The 17,669-nt window shown below is 39.6% G+C and carries 14 protein-coding genes; 2 read left to right on the top strand and 12 right to left on the bottom strand.

Features of this window, described 5'->3' with window-relative positions; genetic code table 11:
* Positions 1-19: 19 nt before the first annotated feature.
* Together prfB and secA are read right to left on the bottom strand one after the other, a co-directional pair.
* Positions 20-1,135 carry a peptide chain release factor 2 gene (prfB, locus tag G7084_RS02375; RefSeq protein ID WP_166011668.1) on the bottom strand — a complete coding sequence of 372 codons (1,116 nt, stop codon included), beginning with the start codon at positions 1,133-1,135 and terminating at the stop codon, positions 20-22.
* Positions 1,136-1,250: 115 nt separating this feature from the next.
* Positions 1,251-3,617: a preprotein translocase subunit SecA gene (gene secA, locus G7084_RS02370; protein WP_166009715.1), complete on the bottom strand. Its 2,367-nt coding sequence runs from the start codon at positions 3,615-3,617 to the stop codon at positions 1,251-1,253.
* A gap of 291 nt (positions 3,618-3,908) precedes the next feature.
* On the opposite strand from secA, the gene G7084_RS02365 reads away from it, so the two are divergent.
* Positions 3,909-4,763 (top strand): NAD(P)H-hydrate dehydratase, encoded by an 855-nt coding sequence (locus G7084_RS02365; RefSeq protein ID WP_166009713.1) that lies wholly within the window; start codon positions 3,909-3,911, stop codon positions 4,761-4,763.
* Positions 4,764-5,428: 665 nt separating this feature from the next.
* On the opposite strand, the gene G7084_RS02360 is transcribed toward G7084_RS02365, so the two are convergent.
* The 10 genes from G7084_RS02360 to G7084_RS02320 form a co-directional block, all read right to left on the bottom strand.
* Entirely contained in the window at positions 5,429-6,379 is a 951-nt protein-coding gene (locus G7084_RS02360; protein WP_166009711.1) for a Ppx/GppA phosphatase family protein, read from the bottom strand.
* Positions 6,380-6,399: 20 nt separating this feature from the next.
* Positions 6,400-7,416 (bottom strand): tryptophan--tRNA ligase, encoded by a 1,017-nt coding sequence (trpS, locus tag G7084_RS02355; protein ID WP_166009709.1) that lies wholly within the window; start codon positions 7,414-7,416, stop codon positions 6,400-6,402.
* 57 nt (positions 7,417-7,473) lie between these two features.
* Positions 7,474-7,851, bottom strand: coding sequence for a type II toxin-antitoxin system PemK/MazF family toxin (locus G7084_RS02350; protein WP_166009708.1), 378 nt, complete (start codon positions 7,849-7,851; stop codon positions 7,474-7,476).
* 19 nt (positions 7,852-7,870) lie between these two features.
* A complete protein-coding gene (locus G7084_RS08340; protein WP_281346940.1) occupies positions 7,871-8,050 on the bottom strand; it encodes an alanine racemase C-terminal domain-containing protein in 180 nt (59 codons plus the stop codon).
* A gap of 14 nt (positions 8,051-8,064) precedes the next feature.
* Complete coding sequence (alr, locus tag G7084_RS02345; RefSeq protein WP_281346939.1) at positions 8,065-9,363, bottom strand: alanine racemase; 1,299 nt, start codon at positions 9,361-9,363, stop codon at positions 8,065-8,067.
* Positions 9,364-9,588: 225 nt separating this feature from the next.
* Positions 9,589-11,163 carry a degradosome RNA helicase CshA gene (cshA, locus tag G7084_RS02340; RefSeq protein WP_166009706.1) on the bottom strand — a complete coding sequence of 525 codons (1,575 nt, stop codon included), beginning with the start codon at positions 11,161-11,163 and terminating at the stop codon, positions 9,589-9,591.
* Positions 11,164-11,449: 286 nt separating this feature from the next.
* On the bottom strand, positions 11,450-12,727 hold the full coding sequence (locus G7084_RS02335; protein ID WP_166009704.1) for a UDP-N-acetylglucosamine 1-carboxyvinyltransferase: 1,278 nt from the start codon (positions 12,725-12,727) through the stop codon (positions 11,450-11,452).
* A 460-nt stretch (positions 12,728-13,187) separates the two neighbouring features.
* Entirely contained in the window at positions 13,188-14,789 is a 1,602-nt protein-coding gene (gene pyrG, locus G7084_RS02330) for a CTP synthase (protein ID WP_166009702.1), read from the bottom strand.
* Positions 14,790-14,982: 193 nt separating this feature from the next.
* Positions 14,983-15,576, bottom strand: coding sequence for a DNA-directed RNA polymerase subunit delta (gene rpoE / locus G7084_RS02325; protein ID WP_166009700.1), 594 nt, complete (start codon positions 15,574-15,576; stop codon positions 14,983-14,985).
* A gap of 68 nt (positions 15,577-15,644) precedes the next feature.
* The gene (locus tag G7084_RS02320; protein ID WP_281346938.1) at positions 15,645-17,006 is read right to left on the bottom strand and encodes an HD domain-containing protein; all 1,362 of its coding nucleotides are present in this window, start codon (positions 17,004-17,006) and stop codon (positions 15,645-15,647) included.
* A gap of 100 nt (positions 17,007-17,106) precedes the next feature.
* Here G7084_RS02320 and G7084_RS02315 point away from each other — a divergent pair, with 100 nt between their 5' ends.
* Complete coding sequence (locus G7084_RS02315) at positions 17,107-17,508, top strand: YwiB family protein (RefSeq protein ID WP_166009696.1); 402 nt, start codon at positions 17,107-17,109, stop codon at positions 17,506-17,508.
* The last annotated feature ends 161 nt before the right edge of the window (positions 17,509-17,669 follow it).

Below are 17,669 nucleotides of genomic sequence, written 5' to 3'. Positions count from 1 at the left end.
AACTGGTAAGCTTTTTTTATTATTCTGGGTTTAATAAACCTAGTTTCCACTGTAAATATGCATTCATAAACCCATCCAAATTTCCGTCCATCACACCCTGTGGATTTCCATTTTCATAATTAGTCCGATGATCTTTGACCATCCGATATGGCTGAAAAACATACGACCGAATCTGTGATCCCCAGCCATTATCCAAGTGATCACCTGATATTTCAGCGCGTTCAGCTTCTTTTTTGTCCATCTCCAATTGATAAAGTTTGGCTTTCAACATACCATAAGCTGTATCTTTATTCTGAAATTGGGAACGCTGCTGTTGTGATGCAACAACAATTCCCGTGGGCAAGTGGGTCAAACGAACCGCTGAAGAGGTTTTATTAATATGTTGACCACCAGCCCCCGACGCCCGATAAACATCCATTTTAACATCAGCTGGATTAATATCAATTTCAATCGATTCATCCAATTCTGGCATAATATCGACCGACACAAAAGAAGTGTGACGCCGTCCAGCAGAATCAAAAGGGGAAATTCGTACAAATCGATGAACTCCACGTTCAGACCGTAAATAGCCAAAAGCGTTATGCCCCGAAATCTTTAATGTCACCGAATCAATTCCTGCCACATCCCCCGGATGATAGTCTAAGATTTCCACATGGAAACGATGCTTCTCAGCCCAGCGGGTATACATCCTTTGCAAGTTTGCCCCCCAATCAGCAGACTCAGTTCCCCCTGAGCCCGGATGAATTTCTAAGATCGCATTATTAGCATCATACGGCTCGTTGAGTAGTTGTTCTAAACGGTATTGCTCTAGTTGACTTTGTAATGCTTGAAACTCAACTTCCAGCTCCGTTTCCATTTCTGGATCAGCAACTTCACTTAATAATTCAAGTGAAGTTTCCACTGATTCAATCCCGTTTTGCAACTGGAGATAATTATCTCGTCGCTGTTTCACATCGTTGTTTTCATCAATTAAAGCCTGGGCCGCCACATTATCATTCCAAAAATCTGGCTGCCCCATCAGATCTTCGTTGGCCGCAATTTGATCATTTAAGGCGTCTAAATCTAGATTTTCACCGAGATTGGTAACTTCTATTTTAATGACTTCCAGTTCATGCCGAATTTCAACTAATTCCATTCCTAAATTCCCTTCTAATTTGATCAATAAGGGGGTTGGGACACTAAATGTTCCAACCCCCTTATTTAATTTCATCAGTCTTCTTTCGTTTAATGGTTCTTTCAAACAATGCTCACTAAACGGTTAAGTTTTGCCGGATTTCCGCCTTCATAAAGAGTCGGGTAACCTCATATTCAATACTTGAGATCATTTCCTCAAACATAGCGAAGCCTTCATTTTGATACTCAATTAATGGATTTAATTGACCATACCCACGTAATTGAATGGAATCGCGCAGTTGGTTCATCGCTTCCATGTGATCAGTCCATTGTTCATCTAAGACCCGTAAAATGACAACTCGCGTAAATTGCAATAATTGTTCCTCATCTCTCAGGGCACTAACTTTATCCGCATAAACCGTCAAAGCTTGATTATTCAAGTATTCTTTCAGTTCATCTTTGGTCTTATTCTCTAATTGCTCAACATGGACCATTTCTTCCGGCATCAAAACCGCTCGCATAAATTGCGCAATGACATCTAGATCCCATTCTTTAGTAGTACCCATCGTATTAGCATCTACTACTCGATTAATAGTTCGTTCTACCATGGGTAATAACACTGCTTCCAGTGATTTATCAGCATCAATCACGGCATTTCGATCACGATAGAATACTTCTCGCTGTTGTGACATGACGTCATCATACTGTAAAACGTTCTTTCGAGCATCATAATTATTTCCTTCAACCCGTTTTTGTGCTGACTCAACTGAACGTGTAATCAAACGGTTTCGAATCACGGCGTCTTCGTCTTCCAAGTTCATTCGATCCATCATCGCTTTAATTTTTTCCCCACCAAAGCGGAGCATCAAATCATCTTCCAAAGAAAGAAAGAATTGCGAATAACCTTGATCACCTTGCCGGCCAGAACGTCCTCGTAACTGATTATCAATACGCCGCGATTCATGTCGCTCAGTACCAATGACAGCTAAACCACCTAGATCAGCCACACCAGGACCCAACTTGATATCTGTTCCACGTCCAGCCATATTTGTAGCAATTGTCACAGCACCACGTTGTCCAGCATTTGCAATAATTTCGGCTTCTTTAGCGTGATTTTTAGCATTCAAAACATTATGCGGTACATTTAGACGATTTAATAACTGCGCTAATAATTCAGATGTTTCCACCGCAACCGTACCAATCAAGATCGGTTGTCCTTTAGCATGAAGCTTTTGTACTAATTCAATCACCGCTTTAAATTTCGCTTGTAAATTAGGATAAAGTAAATCAGGCTCATCTACTCGGGCATTTGGTCGATTAGTCGGAATGCTGACAATTTCCATATTATAAATTTCGCGGAATTCTTCAGCTTCAGTCTTGGCTGTTCCCGTCATTCCAGAAAGCTTTTTATAGCGACGGAATAAATTTTGATAAGTAATCGACGCCATCGCACGATTATCCTCTTGAATTTGTACCTGCTCTTTAGCCTCTAGTGCCTGATGTAGTCCGTCTGAGAAACGGCGCCCATCTTGAATACGTCCAGAAAAGGCATCGACCAACATGACTTCGCCATTTCGCACGACATAATCTTTATTATTTTCCATCGTGTAATTGGCACGAAGCGCTTGATCTATATGGTGCGTCAATGCGATATTGTCTGAACCATACAAGTTTGGCAAATTGAAATAACGTTCAGCCTTAGTAATCCCCTCATCATGAAGTAAGACTGCCTTAGCTTCCAAGTCAACTTCAAAATCAACATCTCGAATTAAGGATTTAACAAATCGATCAGCTCGAACATATAACTGAGTTGACTCTTGGGCTGGCGCTCCTGAGATGATCAAAGGAGTTCGTGCCTCATCGATCAAAATCGAATCGGTTTCATCAACCAACGCAAAATTCAATAGCCGTTGGACCCGATCTTCACGCCGCGAAACCATGTTATCGCGCAAATAATCAAACCCGATTTCAGAATTGGTTGAATACGTAATATCCGCTTGATAGGCTGCCCGTTTTTCATCAGCGGATTGATCAGCTAAATTAATTCCAACCGTTAGACCTAACCATTGATAAAGTTCTCCCATTTCGGTTCCATCACGTTGTGAAAGATATTCATTAACTGTCACAACATGTACCCCTTTTTGTGGGAGTGCATTTAAATAAACAGCCATTGTAGCTGTTAAGGTCTTACCTTCACCAGTTTTCATTTCAGCAATGTTTCCTTGGTGCAACGCAATAGAACCCATGATTTGCACGATAAATGGATACAAACCTAAAATCCGGCGGGCCCCCTCCCGTACAACAGCAAATGCTTCTGGTAAAATTTCATCCAAACTTTTACCATTTGCTAATAATTCACGAAAATATGGCGTCTTAGCTTGTAATTCTTCATCACTTAACGCCTCCATTGCACTGGAATATGAATCAACTTTAGTTGCAATGTGTTTTAAATGGCGGAGCGTTCCCCGATCACTTTCTATCATTTGTCTTACTGGATTTGCCATTTTTTAATTCACCCTTTTATCATTATTTTTTAGTTGGTGACAATTGATACTTACGGGTTGATAACTTGTATCCAAGCCGTGCTAACCCCATAATCAGTCACTATTAATATGATCAATTGTAACACACCAACAACTACTTTAACACCACATCGGATACCACAAAAGACACCAAATTTGGACATAATTGTGCCCATTTTTAAAATCTCAAAATTTAATTCGTTAAGACTTAAATATTATGTGCTAAAATTAAAGAATAGTTTATCATCCTTACGATTTGAGAGGTTTTTGGCAATGGTCACTGAACTTAAAGCTGATATTTTACATGAGGTCATCCAAAAACGACCGGTCACAACTAATAAAACCAATTTTGGAAATATTCTTTTAATTGGTGGAAATGAACAATTTGGTGGTGCCATTTTGATGGCTGCTTCCGCAGCCGTCAGTTCGGGTGCAGGCTTAGTCACTGTGGCAACACACAATACCAACATCACCCCTTTGCATATTCGCAATCCCGAAGCTATGGCACTCGACTGGGATAATCATGGCACTGTTTTAGAACAGGTTCGCAAAAGTTCCGTTGTCTTAATCGGACCAGGACTGGGCAACTCTGAAGATGCAATTGAGTTACTCCGATCAACTATGCGCGCGATGCGGGAAAATCAAACTTTGATACTAGATGCCAGCGCGCTTGGGATCATTGCAGATAAACATGTTATGATTCCAACAAACGTCTTTACTATCGCAACACCTCATCAAGGTGAATGGGCTCAGTTATCAAGTGTCATGATTCCATACCAAGACTCGATGGAATTAAATGATTTACAACGAAAAACATTAAATATCGATGTATTAGTTCTTAAAAAGCACCACACAGTAATATTAAGCGAAAATCGTCAAATGGAGTTATTACTGGGTGGCCCATATCAAGCTACTGGTGGCATGGGCGACACTCTTGCAGGTCTGATTGCTGGTTTTGTAGGGCAATTCGCCGAACCACGCCGTGCCACTGAAGCAGCAGTGTACGCGCATAGTGCCATTGCTCAAGAATTAGCCGAACATAATTGGGTTGTCCGCCCAAGCTTCATTGCTGATTTTGTGCCTAACTATATGGCCCGCATTAATACAAATCTCCCGGAAGTCGATTAATCCCGGGTATACAATGCTAGTCAAATAACAAAAAAAGCTGAATACTAGAAGTATTCAGCTTTTTTTTGCAATTAAAAACACGCCGGTACATTGACCCGCGTGCCACTTTAGAAAATACGTGATTGATATTTTCAAGGAAGGACTATTTACCACCCTATATTCAATTGTCATTTGATAATACCAAAGGTCTAGGCTGCAGTCCTAAACACCTGTCGTTGATATTACCTAAACCAAATCTACTTCAACAAGTCCCACACTGACACATCTTAATCAAAAATAATTAAGTCATATCCGGAGCAGTTTATTATCGAAAACATATACTTACATCATTCTAGGCGTAAAGCTGTATGACTATGATGTTTGGTAATAAATCTGATTGCTAATGACATTAGGTTGACCTACTCATGGCCTGATGTTTATCTTTAAATGATACGCTATATCCTAATTCATTACTGTGATATGCTCCTGTGTAAGAATGGTTTAGTTAAAGTCGATTCAGTTGAAGTTTTAGATTCTTCCAAATTCTTTACCACCTTTCTTTGGAATATCTATATTATAGCATCCTTTGTAATCGCTTTCAATAGTTTGATCTCATTTTTGCTTCGATTTTTTAATTTATTTTTAATCAAAAAGGCAACTTTTCCAAGTTACCTTTTTGTGTTCAATTATAGGTTGCTAATTATTGTGTCATGCTCCAGTCGATACTCTTGCAAAATTCCTTCACGAACCCCTGATGATGAAAAAATCACTTTCGTCGTCCCTGTGACTTCGACAAGCTGCATTAGTGGTAACAAACCACTGATAATAATGTCAGCTCGATTCGCTTCCGCCCCCAATATGGCGGCGCGTTCCTGATGATTCATTTTACGTAAATCATCAAAGATCGTTTGCACTTGATCAACTGCCATCTGATAGCCGTGAAAACTTCCATAATCTTCATAACCTTGTCTCATCCGATCTAAACGTGCTAAGGTCCGATTAGCCCCCCCTAGTAAAATAATGGGTTGTTGATCACATTCTAGCCAAGGTAAAACATCATATTCCTGATCTATATATTGCTCAGCCTCAGTGAGAGCCACGCCATCAATGGATTCGGGACCATTAAGATTAAACCGTTCCGCTAAATTAACTGCCCCAAAGGGTAAACTAATGAAATTAACGGCCATTCGATCCTCAATCCCAACTAATTCAATACTAGCCCCGCCAGTATCCAGAAGCCAAGCATTGTTAATATGATTCAAGGCAGACATCGCTCCTAAATAATCATAGTACGCCTCTTGATCACCGGTCAGGACCCGAATTTCAAATTGGTAATTTTCTTGTAACCGTTTGACAAATTGTGCCTGATTTTTGGCCTCGCGAACGGCGGCAGTAGCTATCCCGATGATTTCTAAATCTTGATAAGTCTGCACAATTGCTTGAAATTCGGCGACCGCATCGAAAACTCTCTGCATCGCAACTTCTGTTAATCGTCCGCCGTTTTGTTCCATGCCTTCAGCCAAACGAGTGTCTCTTTTAATGCGCTCAATCTCTTGAAAAGTCCCATCCGCCTGTAATTTTTCAATTACAAAACGGGTTGAGTTTGAACCTAAATCTACAATTGCTAAATAACCCATGTTATTACCTCAAATTAAATTTAATTCCAGTATTCAATCCCCATTGCTTCACGAATTTCATGCATTGTGGTCTGTGCTGTCTGGCGCGCTCGTTTTGATCCTTCTGCCAGCATAGCTAGGACCGCTTCGCGATCTGCCGCAAATTCAGCCCGGCGTTCCCGAATTGGTGTTAGTTCAGCATCTAAAACTTCAAATAGATATTTTTTTAATTTCATATCGCCTAATCCGCCCTGTTGATATTGTGCCTTCAACTCTGCTACCTTACTAGTATCAGGATCAAAAATATCAAGATAAGTAAAGACCATATTCCCTTCAACATGACCTGGATCATCCACTTTAACATGGGTTGGATCAGTATACATTGACTTAATTTTATTCCATAATTCATCTTGAGAATCGCTCAAGTAAATAGCATTCCCTAAAGACTTAGACATCTTCACACCATCTAGTCCCGGAATCCTTCCCTGCCCCTTTGGCGGAAAAATTCCTTGCGGTTCTTTTAGAATATCAACATCGTAGGTTCGATTAAAAGTTCGAATTAATTCACGGGTTTGCTCCAACATTGGTTCCTGATCATCACCTACTGGTACCACTTCACCCTTAAAGAGCGCAATGTCGGCAGCTTGTGATACAGGATAAATAAAGAAACCTGCCGGAATTGATTCACCAAACCCTTTTTGTTGAATTTCCGTTTTAACAGTTGGATTCCGTTGTAGGCGTGCAATAGAAACTAAGTTTAAAAAATATTCCGTTAATTCAGACAGTTCTGGAATCGCAGATTGGACAAAGATCGTGGTTTTTTGTGGATCAATCCCCACAGCTAAATAATCTAATGCCACTTCCAATAAAGAATTATGAATTTTCTGTGGATCACGAGCATTATCTGTAAAGGCCTGCTTGTCAGCAATCATAATATACGGATTATATTCGCCTGAATTTTGCATTGCCACCCGATTTTTAAGCGAACCCACATAGTGTCCTATGTGTAATTTACCAGTTGGCCGGTCTCCAGTTAATAATACTTTTTGCTCAGTCATATTTTCCTACCTTCTAGACGCTCTCGTCCGTTATAAATTTTTAATAATAATATATGTTTAATCAAAGCCTAAACTAACTGCTAACGCAGTACGTACCGCAGCCATTTGAGGCTCGGCTAACCTGCCTAAACGATCCTGCAATCTTTTTTTATCAACGACCCGAATTTGTTCTATCAACAAGGTCGAATTTCGATTAATGCCCGTTCCTGTTAATTCGGCCGCTAATTTCACATGTGTTGGAAGACTTTTTTTAATTTTCTTAGTCGAAATCGGGATAACAATCGTAGTTGGGGCATATAAATTCCCCACATTATTTTGCACAATTAAAACCGGTCGAATGCCACCTTGCTCAGAACCAATGCGGCCATTTTCCAAATTAGCGTACCAAATTTCACCCCAACGAATTTCTTTGATTTTCTGCTTATTCTCCTGCATTTTATCCCTCATTTATTAATTAATCAACTAAATACCGGGGCAAGCGCACAGATAAACTCGTCGCAACTTCATACGGAATGGTGCCCAAACGATCAGCTAAGTCTTCTAACGTCACATGCTGATCGCCTGCTGATCCAATTAATGTAATCACCGTCCCAACCGGCATTTCTTGGGGTAATGCCACCATTAACTGATCCATCGCAATCCGTCCGATCACTTCCACATGACGCCCATCTGGTAAGAGAGCGTAGCCCCTTGAAGCTTACGTAAATACCCATCGGCATACCCTAATGGAACTGTCCCTATCCATGTTTTATCTTTAGTTGTATATGTCGCTCCATATGAAACCGAAATACCGGCTTCCACTTGTTTAACTTGTACTAATTTAGCTTTTAAGCTCAAAACGGGTTTTAAATCACGATGGGCTAAGTTGCCTTGTGAAGAATCGAAACCATACATTGCTGCACCAATCCGTATAACATCAGTCGAAGGATTGGAGTGCCACAAAGCTGTCCCGGAGTTTGCTAAATGGCGCCAAATCCCTTCTGGCAAATCGAGATCATCGGTTAGAACATGCCAACGTGCTAATTGCTTTTCAAAATATGCCTCATTCTTAGTATCAGCAGTTGCAAAATGCATTCCGATACTATGCAACTTCAATCGTTGATCGGCATTAATGGTTTTCAAAGTCTGATCTAATTCGACTGCCGTTCTAATTCCGATTCGAGTCATACCTGTATCTACTGCTAATGCTATCAGTAATGGGCTACCACCTACTTCGTCTGGTAACCACTTCTGTGCAGCGTTTAGCCATGCTAAATTAGCCACTGGAACAATAATTTGATGTTGTCGAGCTAACTGAACTTGTTCGGGTTCGATAATTCCTAAAACAAGAACTGGTTCTTGAACTCCAAAATGACGTAACCAAATTGCTTCATCTAAAGTCGCTACTCCAAAAGCATCAGCTCCTCCATTCCGCGCAGCTTCAACCATTTGTGGCATTCCATGTCCATAAGCATTCGCCTTTAAAATGGCCATAAAGCGTTTGGCGCCACTAATTTCTTTGACCATCTTAATATTATGGGCCACCGCCGCCTGGGAAACTTCAATCCATGCCGAACGATGGGTACTGATCGGGATTTCTGTATTTGGGAAATTTTCAAGTAATACTTCCGTTTTAACTAGATTACCGGAATGCGAAATCGAAAGGTGCACAATTAAATCATTGTGCCGGGGGTGCATTTTAAAATATGGCTTACCATGTTCATCATTTAAAACTTCTAACTGTTGCCAGTTCACCTCAGCGCCTAATCCCGTCCCAAGAGCTTTGCTGTATGCCTCTTTAGCAGCATAGCGTCCTGCTAAAAATTCTGCCTGGTGCTTTCCCGACTTATCCGCATACAAATCTATTTCAGTGGGTGTTAAAATTTTTTGAATAAAGTTTGGCTGTCTCAATGCTAATTCTTCTACTGCCGATATTTCTTGAATATCAATCCCATTACCAAATATCATGAAATTTCCCCTTATTGATCATCTTAGCGTCATCGAATCAATTGAAATTGATCAACGCTATTAATCGGATTTAATTACTCAATTTTATCATATTTTCAACGGAAGATTCGGCTAGAATTTGCTAATCAGCCCTTATTTAAATTCTCAATTATTCCACAAAAAAAGCCCTACCATCAATGTAACACATTGAAATAGTTGAGCCTCTGTTATTAGTTAATTAAAAGTTTATTTATCATTCTCGCGAATTACAAACTTACGACGTCCAACTGGGCGTGAACCACGTTGTGAACGGTCTCCTGATCCAGTCCGTGAACCACGGTCATATGACTTACGACGTTCTGAATCATGACCACCACCACGGTTACCATTTTCTTCACGACGACCACCGCGTGATCCACCACCACTACCAGAACGACGATTGCCACCACGGTAGTTACCGCGTGATCCACCACCACGTGATCCACCACGACCAAAGCGTTTGTTTGGCAATGGACGTTCACGGGTCAAATCAAATTCAGCATCAATTTCAGCGATATTAGCTGAAGCAGCCAATGCAGCTGCAGCCAAAGTACGAATATCATACTTTTCTAATAGCTCATCAACTTCTTCTGAAACTAAGTTTGCATCAACCGTTTTGACCACAGCATCCACATCTTGGACTGCAGTCTTCATTCGAGCAGCCACAGCTTCTTCATGTGAGTAAGGCTTCAAGGCCAACATCCGCTTCTTAGTAAGCTTCTCAATGTCCTTTAAGTAATCTAATTCAGAATTAGTAACAAACGTAACTGAAGTTCCGTGAGACCCAGCACGTCCTGTCCGACCAATTCGGTGAACGTATGATTCTGATTCTTGTGGAATATCAAAGTTATAAACGTGCGTTACACCAGAAACATCTAATCCACGTGCAGCAACGTCGGTTGCCACTAAGATTTGAATCTCACCAGCTTTGAAAGACTTCAAAACTTGGGTACGCTTTTGTTGCGTTAGGTCACCGTGAATTCCTGAAGCTTTAAAGCCGCGTAATTCTAGGCCACGAGTTAATTCATCAACTCGGCGCTTTGTCCGACCAAACAAAATTGCTAATTTTGGTTGTTGCACAGCCAAAATATTAGTCAAAGTATCAAACTTTTCCGGCTCGCGTACTCGAACATAGTATTGATCAACTAAGTCCGTTGTCAATTCTTTAGCAGCTACTTGAATGTGTTCAGGTTCCGTCATGAACTGAACACCAATCCGCTTGATTGCCGGTGGCATCGTTGCTGAGAACAACAAAGTTTGTCGTTCACTTGGCACAGCCTTCAAAATTGATTCAATATCTTCCAAGAATCCCATATTTAACATTTCATCAGCTTCATCCAAAACTAAAGTCCGGACATGTGAAAGGTCAATGGTTCCACGACGGATATGGTCAATTAAGCGACCAGGAGTTCCAACAACGATGTCGACTCCCCGCTTCAAACCATCAATTTGGCGGCGAATATCAGCTCCACCAAAGACAGCTTGCACGCGGACACGCTTGTCGCGTCCTAATTTAAATAATTCTTCTTGCGTTTGAATCGCTAATTCACGCGTTGGTGAAACTACCAAAGCTTGAACTTGACGACTACTATCAATCATCTCTAAAATAGGCAACCCAAACGCAGCTGTTTTACCAGTTCCGGTTTGAGCTTGACCGATGACATCCTTACCGGCTAGCGTTAAGGGAATTGTTTCGGCTTGAATTGGTGTTGCCTCGACATAGCCATGTTTTTCAATGGCTGTAAGTAGGTCTTTTGTGAGACCTAATTCTGAAAACTTCAAAATCTTCCTCCAATTGCGATAAATCTCGTATCGCGTACTAAATGAAAATGCTTTGAACAAAGAGTCAACCTGGTCACAATCCGGTGACTTAATAACGAATTGACCTTTGGCAAGGCATTTTTTACAACCTATTTAGTTTACCCTTTATAATCACAAATTACAAGGTGTTTTAATCATGACTGGCTAAATCGCAAGTAAATAAGCATGCTCATTTCGATGCATCATTGTTACATAGTATAAAAGAGATCGTTTCCAAAGAAACGACCTCTTTTTTTAAAATTTATGATTAATGCATTGGTTCATCTGACTCTTCAATCCGAATATCACCATTTAATTGCGTTATTTTTTGAATCAAACGGTCATATCCGCGCAGAATGTGCTCAGAATTTTTAATTACCGTTTGACCATCCGCCATCAAACCACCGATGACTAGTGATGCCCCTGCTCTAATCTCGGCCGCCGAAACACTATTTCCCATCAACTGAGTGCTAGGTCGAATTGCAATTAACCCATGAGAAAGATTATCAATATCCATCCCTAATTTATTCAACTCTGGAATATGCCGTGTCCGTTCTGGATAAATTTCTTCAGTGATTACACTTTCTTTATCCGCTAGGGTCAATAAAGGTGTAATGGGTTGTTGCAGATCAGTCGCAAATCCCGGGAAAGGTGTCGTTTTAATTTTAATCGCATTAAAATGGTCTGTCTTCGGAACATAAATACTATCTTCATGGACATCCAATTTCACACCAGCTTCAATCATTTTAGCAATGAAAGCCTCCAAGTGTTCTGGAATAATATTCTTTACTAAGACTCCATCGCCCTGCGCCGCTGCCATGGACAAATAGGTTCCCGCTTCGATCCGATCAGGGATCACTGTGTGAACGTTGTTTGAGATCAACTTTTCAACACCAACAATACGGATTGTATCCGTTCCAGCTCCACGAATTTTAGCTCCCATATTATTTAAGAAAGTCGCTAAATCAATAATTTCAGGTTCTTTAGCAGCGTTCTCTAGGATGGTCGTTCCCTCTGCCTTAACAGCTGCCAAAATCGTGTTGACCGTCGCTCCCACGGAAACCATATCCATATAAATACGTGTCCCATGCAATCCATTGGGTGCAGTAATACGTACTGTATCATCGTCGTATTCAACTTCAGCCCCTAATGCTTCAAATCCCTTAACGTGTTGGTCAATTGGACGTGGACCAATATTATCACCACCTGGGAACGTCACAACGGCACGTCCAAAACGTCCTAATAAAGAACCCATGAAGTAATAAGAAGCCCGAAGACTCTTAATTGCTGTTGAAGGGAGTTCTGCTTCTTCAATTGCCGTTGGGTCAATCATTAGTTCTCCATTAGCAAAACTTGATTGAACATTCATTGAGCGCATAATAATTTGAAGGTTATAAACATCCAAAATATCCGGTACACTATCAAAATTAACAACTGAGTCTGCCAAAATTGATGCCGGAATCAAAGCAACCGTTGAATTCTTTGCTCCACCAATGGTTACTTCTCCACTTAATCGGCGTCCGCCGTGAATAATTAATTTCTTCATTCCAAAACCTCAAGACATTTAAGTGACTGCTACATCAGTTAAATGGATTTATTTTAATTTTTATTGAACTAGTTAAAGTACACGCGATAATCCTTAACCATGTTGATGGTTTGATTAAATTCATGACTGGCTAATTATCAGACCAAGTAAGTTTTAAACATTACCTTAGTTTTAAGGTCCATGATTTTAAATTTATTATTTTTCATTACTGACTCTTATTTTACAATATAATTACAATAGTAACAACCTGTAACTTAAAAAGTAACATTAAAACCTTTTTTCATTTATTATTCATTCATATCAACAGTATTATATATAATTCAATTTATATTAAATAATCTTTTGATTTACTGATAGATTACTACTAATGACCCATACCTTATTAACTTGAAAAAATTCATAAAAAAGCAAGAGGCGATGTTTTAAATCACAACGCTTCTTGCTTTAAAAATTGATCGAATTAATGGTGAGCTAACGCAGCTTTTACAAAGGCTGCATAAAGTGGTTCTGGTCGATTAGGTCGTGAGATAAATTCTGGATGGTATTGTGCTGCGATGAAGAAATCATTACTTGGCAATTCAATAATTTCCATCAAACGATCATCAGGTGAAACTCCGGCAAAAACCATTCCTGCGGCTTCGAATTCAGTCCGATATTGCGTATTAAATTCAAATCGATGCCGATGCCGTTGTTGCACTTCATCCGTTCCATAAATCGCTCGCGTCTGAGTACCTTCCTTAAGTGCTGCCGGGTACAATCCCAAACGCAAGGTCCCACCACGCTTAGTAACTTCTTTTTGATTGTCCATTAAAGCAATCACCGGTGTATCAGTATTTTCATCAAGTTCAATAGAATTAGCTTGGGGATGTCCAAGTACATGACGCGCAAACTCAACTGTTGCTAGTTGCATTCCTAAACAAACGCCCAAGAATGGCACATTATTTTCACGTGCATATTGAATCGCTAAAATTTTACCTTCCGTTCCCCGCGGTCCAAAACCACCAGGAACCATAATTCCATCTGAATCACTCAAAAGCTCAGTCACATTATCAGCCGTAATTTTTTCAGAATTTAAGGCGTTAATCTCGACCTCAGTATCAACAGCATAACCACCAGCTCGCAATGCTTCATTGACAGAAATATATGCATCTTGCAAATCAGCATATTTTCCCACCAAAGTGATTTTGATATGATTTGATAGATTTTTAATATTATCAATCATTGTCGTCCAATTAGTTAAGTCAGCCGGTGCTGCTTGTAGCCCAAGATGATTTAACACAACATCATCCATACCTTGAGCTTGCATATTATTAACAATCTCATATAAAACATCAACGTCCAATGATTCAATGACTGCTTCAGGCGCTACGTCAGTGAATAATGCCAATTTTTCACGCATTTCTTGAGAAATAGGATTCTCAGTTCGAACTACTAACATATCAGGCTGAATTCCTAATGAACGCAACTCGGCAACTGAATGTTGAGTTGGCTTAGTTTTCATTTCGCCAGCTGCTCGTAAAAACGGAATCAAAGATGTATGAATATAGAAAACGTTTTCAGCACCCACTTCTCGCTTCATTTGTCGCAAAGCTTCCACGAATGGAAGTGATTCAATATCACCAACCGTTCCACCTACTTCAGTAATTACAATATCGGCGTCCGTTGTTTCGGCGGCACGCATCATTTTTTCTTTCAAAGCATTGGTAATATGCGGAATGACTTGGACAGTGGCCCCGTCATAGTCACCATTCCGTTCCTTTTCCAAAACTTCAGAATAAATTCGTCCTGAAGTAATGTTTGAATATTTGTTTAAATTAATATCAATAAATCGTTCGTAATGACCTAAATCCAAATCCGTTTCCAGGCCATCTTCTGTTACGAAGGTTTCACCGTGTTGGTACGGTGACATGGTTCCAGGATCAATATTGATATATGGATCAAATTTTTGCACCGCAATTTTAAAACCGCGATTTTTCAATAAGCGTCCTAATGATGCTGCTACAATTCCTTTTCCTAATGATGAAACCACACCACCAGTAACAAAGATATATTTCGTCGCCATAATTCCCTCCGTTTAACCCTAATTGTTACGTTCTTAATTCGTGTGTTGGGGATTTTACTCGTTAAAATAAAATAAAACTCCCATTGCTAAGTTAGCAGTGGGAGTCTGATAGTTAATTTAACCGTCCTTGTAAACAAACAAGAGCCCGGGACTTTATTATACGCAATAATTACGTAAAAGTCAAAAACTAATATTACTTTTCAATATCGCCTGAACCATAGTCGTCGTCAACATCTTTCCCAATGCCAGCAATATCATCACCGATTCCATTTGAAACTTCAAATTCGTCCTTTTCAGCAACATCATCGTCTTCATCTTCGTCTGCTTCGACTTCAACTTCATCATCCGTTGATTCAGTTTCATCAGCTGGAGTTGGCTCTTCTTCAAAGTCATCTTCTTCAGGATCATCATCCCAACCAACAACGTCGTCATCATCAGTATCAAGCAACGCGGCGGCTTTTTTGGTAGCCTTCTTTTTCTTCTTCGTTGCGGCTTCTTCTTCAAGATCCAAATGAATTTCTTCGTTAATTGAATCAAAAGGATACCATGAACGAAGTCCCCACATATTATCACCCAAAGAAATAAAAGATCCATCAATATTTAAATCTGTATAAAACTGAGGTGTTCGAATTGCGAGTTCATCGGCACTCTGCCCAATAAATTCTGATACTTGTTTCAATAAATCATAGAAATCAACAGTCTCATGACGCTCATGTAATATTTCACGTGCCACTTCAATCATCGAAAGCTCTGATTTTTTCTGATTGTCAAATTTTGATAATGCCAAATCACGCACATCCTTTCAAGGGTTTACTAACAATTAATATTACTTTATTTTCTTAAATTATTCAATGACTAATCTAAAATTTCATTCTCAATTTCAGTCAAAGCCCCATTATGAACATATCGTTGAAATTCTTGATAAACAGGTGCCATTAAATCACCCGTCGTTTGCTCCATTAACATCTCAGCTGGGAAAAAGTAGCGAGCATTACCATAACTGCGACCGGTCAAGGCTTGAACTAAGGGACTCTGAGTCGACAGCTCAGCCAAAGACCCATCAGGTTGTAACATTTCAATTTGAGTTTTTGCATGCTTCGCTGTCGGGTGATAAAGATCATAAGCAGTGTCAAAGCTATCATTTTCTGCCGTATAATACTTGATATTAAATCCAGCATCCTCAATTAAGGGACGTAATTTAGCTAAATATTGCCGCGTCTCAGGCCTAATTTCAATTGATTTAAGTGGCTTACGATCTAAGAAACGCATCGATAATTCAGCTAATACTTTATCACTTGAATGTCGCCATAAATTAATATTTTCTAAAATTGAAGCATCATCTAAATCCAAATATTGTTCAATAGATACATTGTATTCAAACAGTGGTTTTAAATCCGGTGTAACAAAGTGTTCAATTTTCAAGTGTTGTTGTTTTTGTTCTTGGAATAATTCTATCGAGCGCTTTAATAAGTGCGTCAAAATAACCTCAATTCCTCGGGCAACTGGATGAAAATACACTTGTTCATACATTTGATAGCGCGAGACAATATAATCTTCCACCGTTGCCATGCCCTTCTGCTCAAACGCAATTCCATCTTCAACCGGGCGCATTAAATGAATTATGCGTGCTAAATCAAATGTGCCATAGGTGGCACCTGAATAATAGGCATCTCGCAATAAATAATCCATGCGATCAGCATCAATCTGCGAAGAAATTAATGCAACGACTTGTTTATTGGGATATGTTTTTGCAATCACACTCGCCACTTTTTCTGGCAATTGTTCATCAAATTTTGCCAAAACCTGATGAACTTCTGTATTTTTACTTAAAATAATATCTTGAGTAAATTTTTCATGATCGGTTTTAAAAATACTTTCAAAAGTATGTGAATAGGGTCCATGTCCCAAGTCATGCAATAATGCTGCCGCTAACAAAACCTGTCGTTCGGCTACTTTCCAGCCACCATCACCAAGTTTTTGGCTTGGAAAGCGTTCTAAATGATTGGCAATCTGCCGAGCAACCTCATAGACGCCTAACGAGTGACTAAACCGAGAATGTTCGGCCGTGTGAAAAACTGTATTGGCAACTCCTAATTGTTTAATTCGACGTAACCTTTGAAACTCTCTGGTATCTATCAATTCCAAAATTAAAGGATCATTAACGTGAATAAAATTATGCACTGGATCCCGAAAAACTTTTTCTCGCACTTTCTTCACATCCTTTTCGTATATTGTCTTAATTATAACGTAAATTATCTGTATAATACCTAAATAAAAGATGATCAATTATCAAGGGCCAGTCGCCAGAGGAATTAACATGCTGCAAAAAATTACAATCATGCTCACTAACACTATTCAACAAGCTGATACTACTGAAGTTTTCACCTTTGATGAGCCAGGAACTTTATCTGTTATCAATGACCATACTTATTTACGTTTTACCGAAACGGCGCCTGTCAAAACGCCGGTTACGGTTAAAATCAATCCAGATCACACTTTAATGATTACCCGTAACGGACAAAGCAAATTACAACTAACGCTTAATCCAACTATTCCAACCGTCACTCATTATCACACCCCTTTAGGTGTTATTAATATGACTGTTCAGACTGATCAAACTATCATTCATTTAGACCAGGGCATAATCTGGGCCAGATACACTTTATATCAAGGGGACGACCTAGTCGGACAGTATACGTTTGACTTAAATTTTAAATAACAAAAAACACGATCGCAAGAGGGGGGACGCGACCGTGTTTTTGTTATAGCTATCAAAGATAACCATAATTTTAAAAAGAATCTAATTCAGAAAACCGATTCTAATTTTTCATGTACTTTGGGGAGTAATGAAATCCATTATTTCTAATGGACAATTATATT

Source organism: Weissella coleopterorum (assembly GCF_011304355.1).
GTDB classification, from domain to species: Bacteria; Bacillota; Bacilli; order Lactobacillales; family Lactobacillaceae; genus Weissella; species Weissella coleopterorum.
The sequence above is the reverse complement of the archived record's forward strand: the minus strand, read 5'-3'. Positions and strand labels throughout refer to the sequence as shown.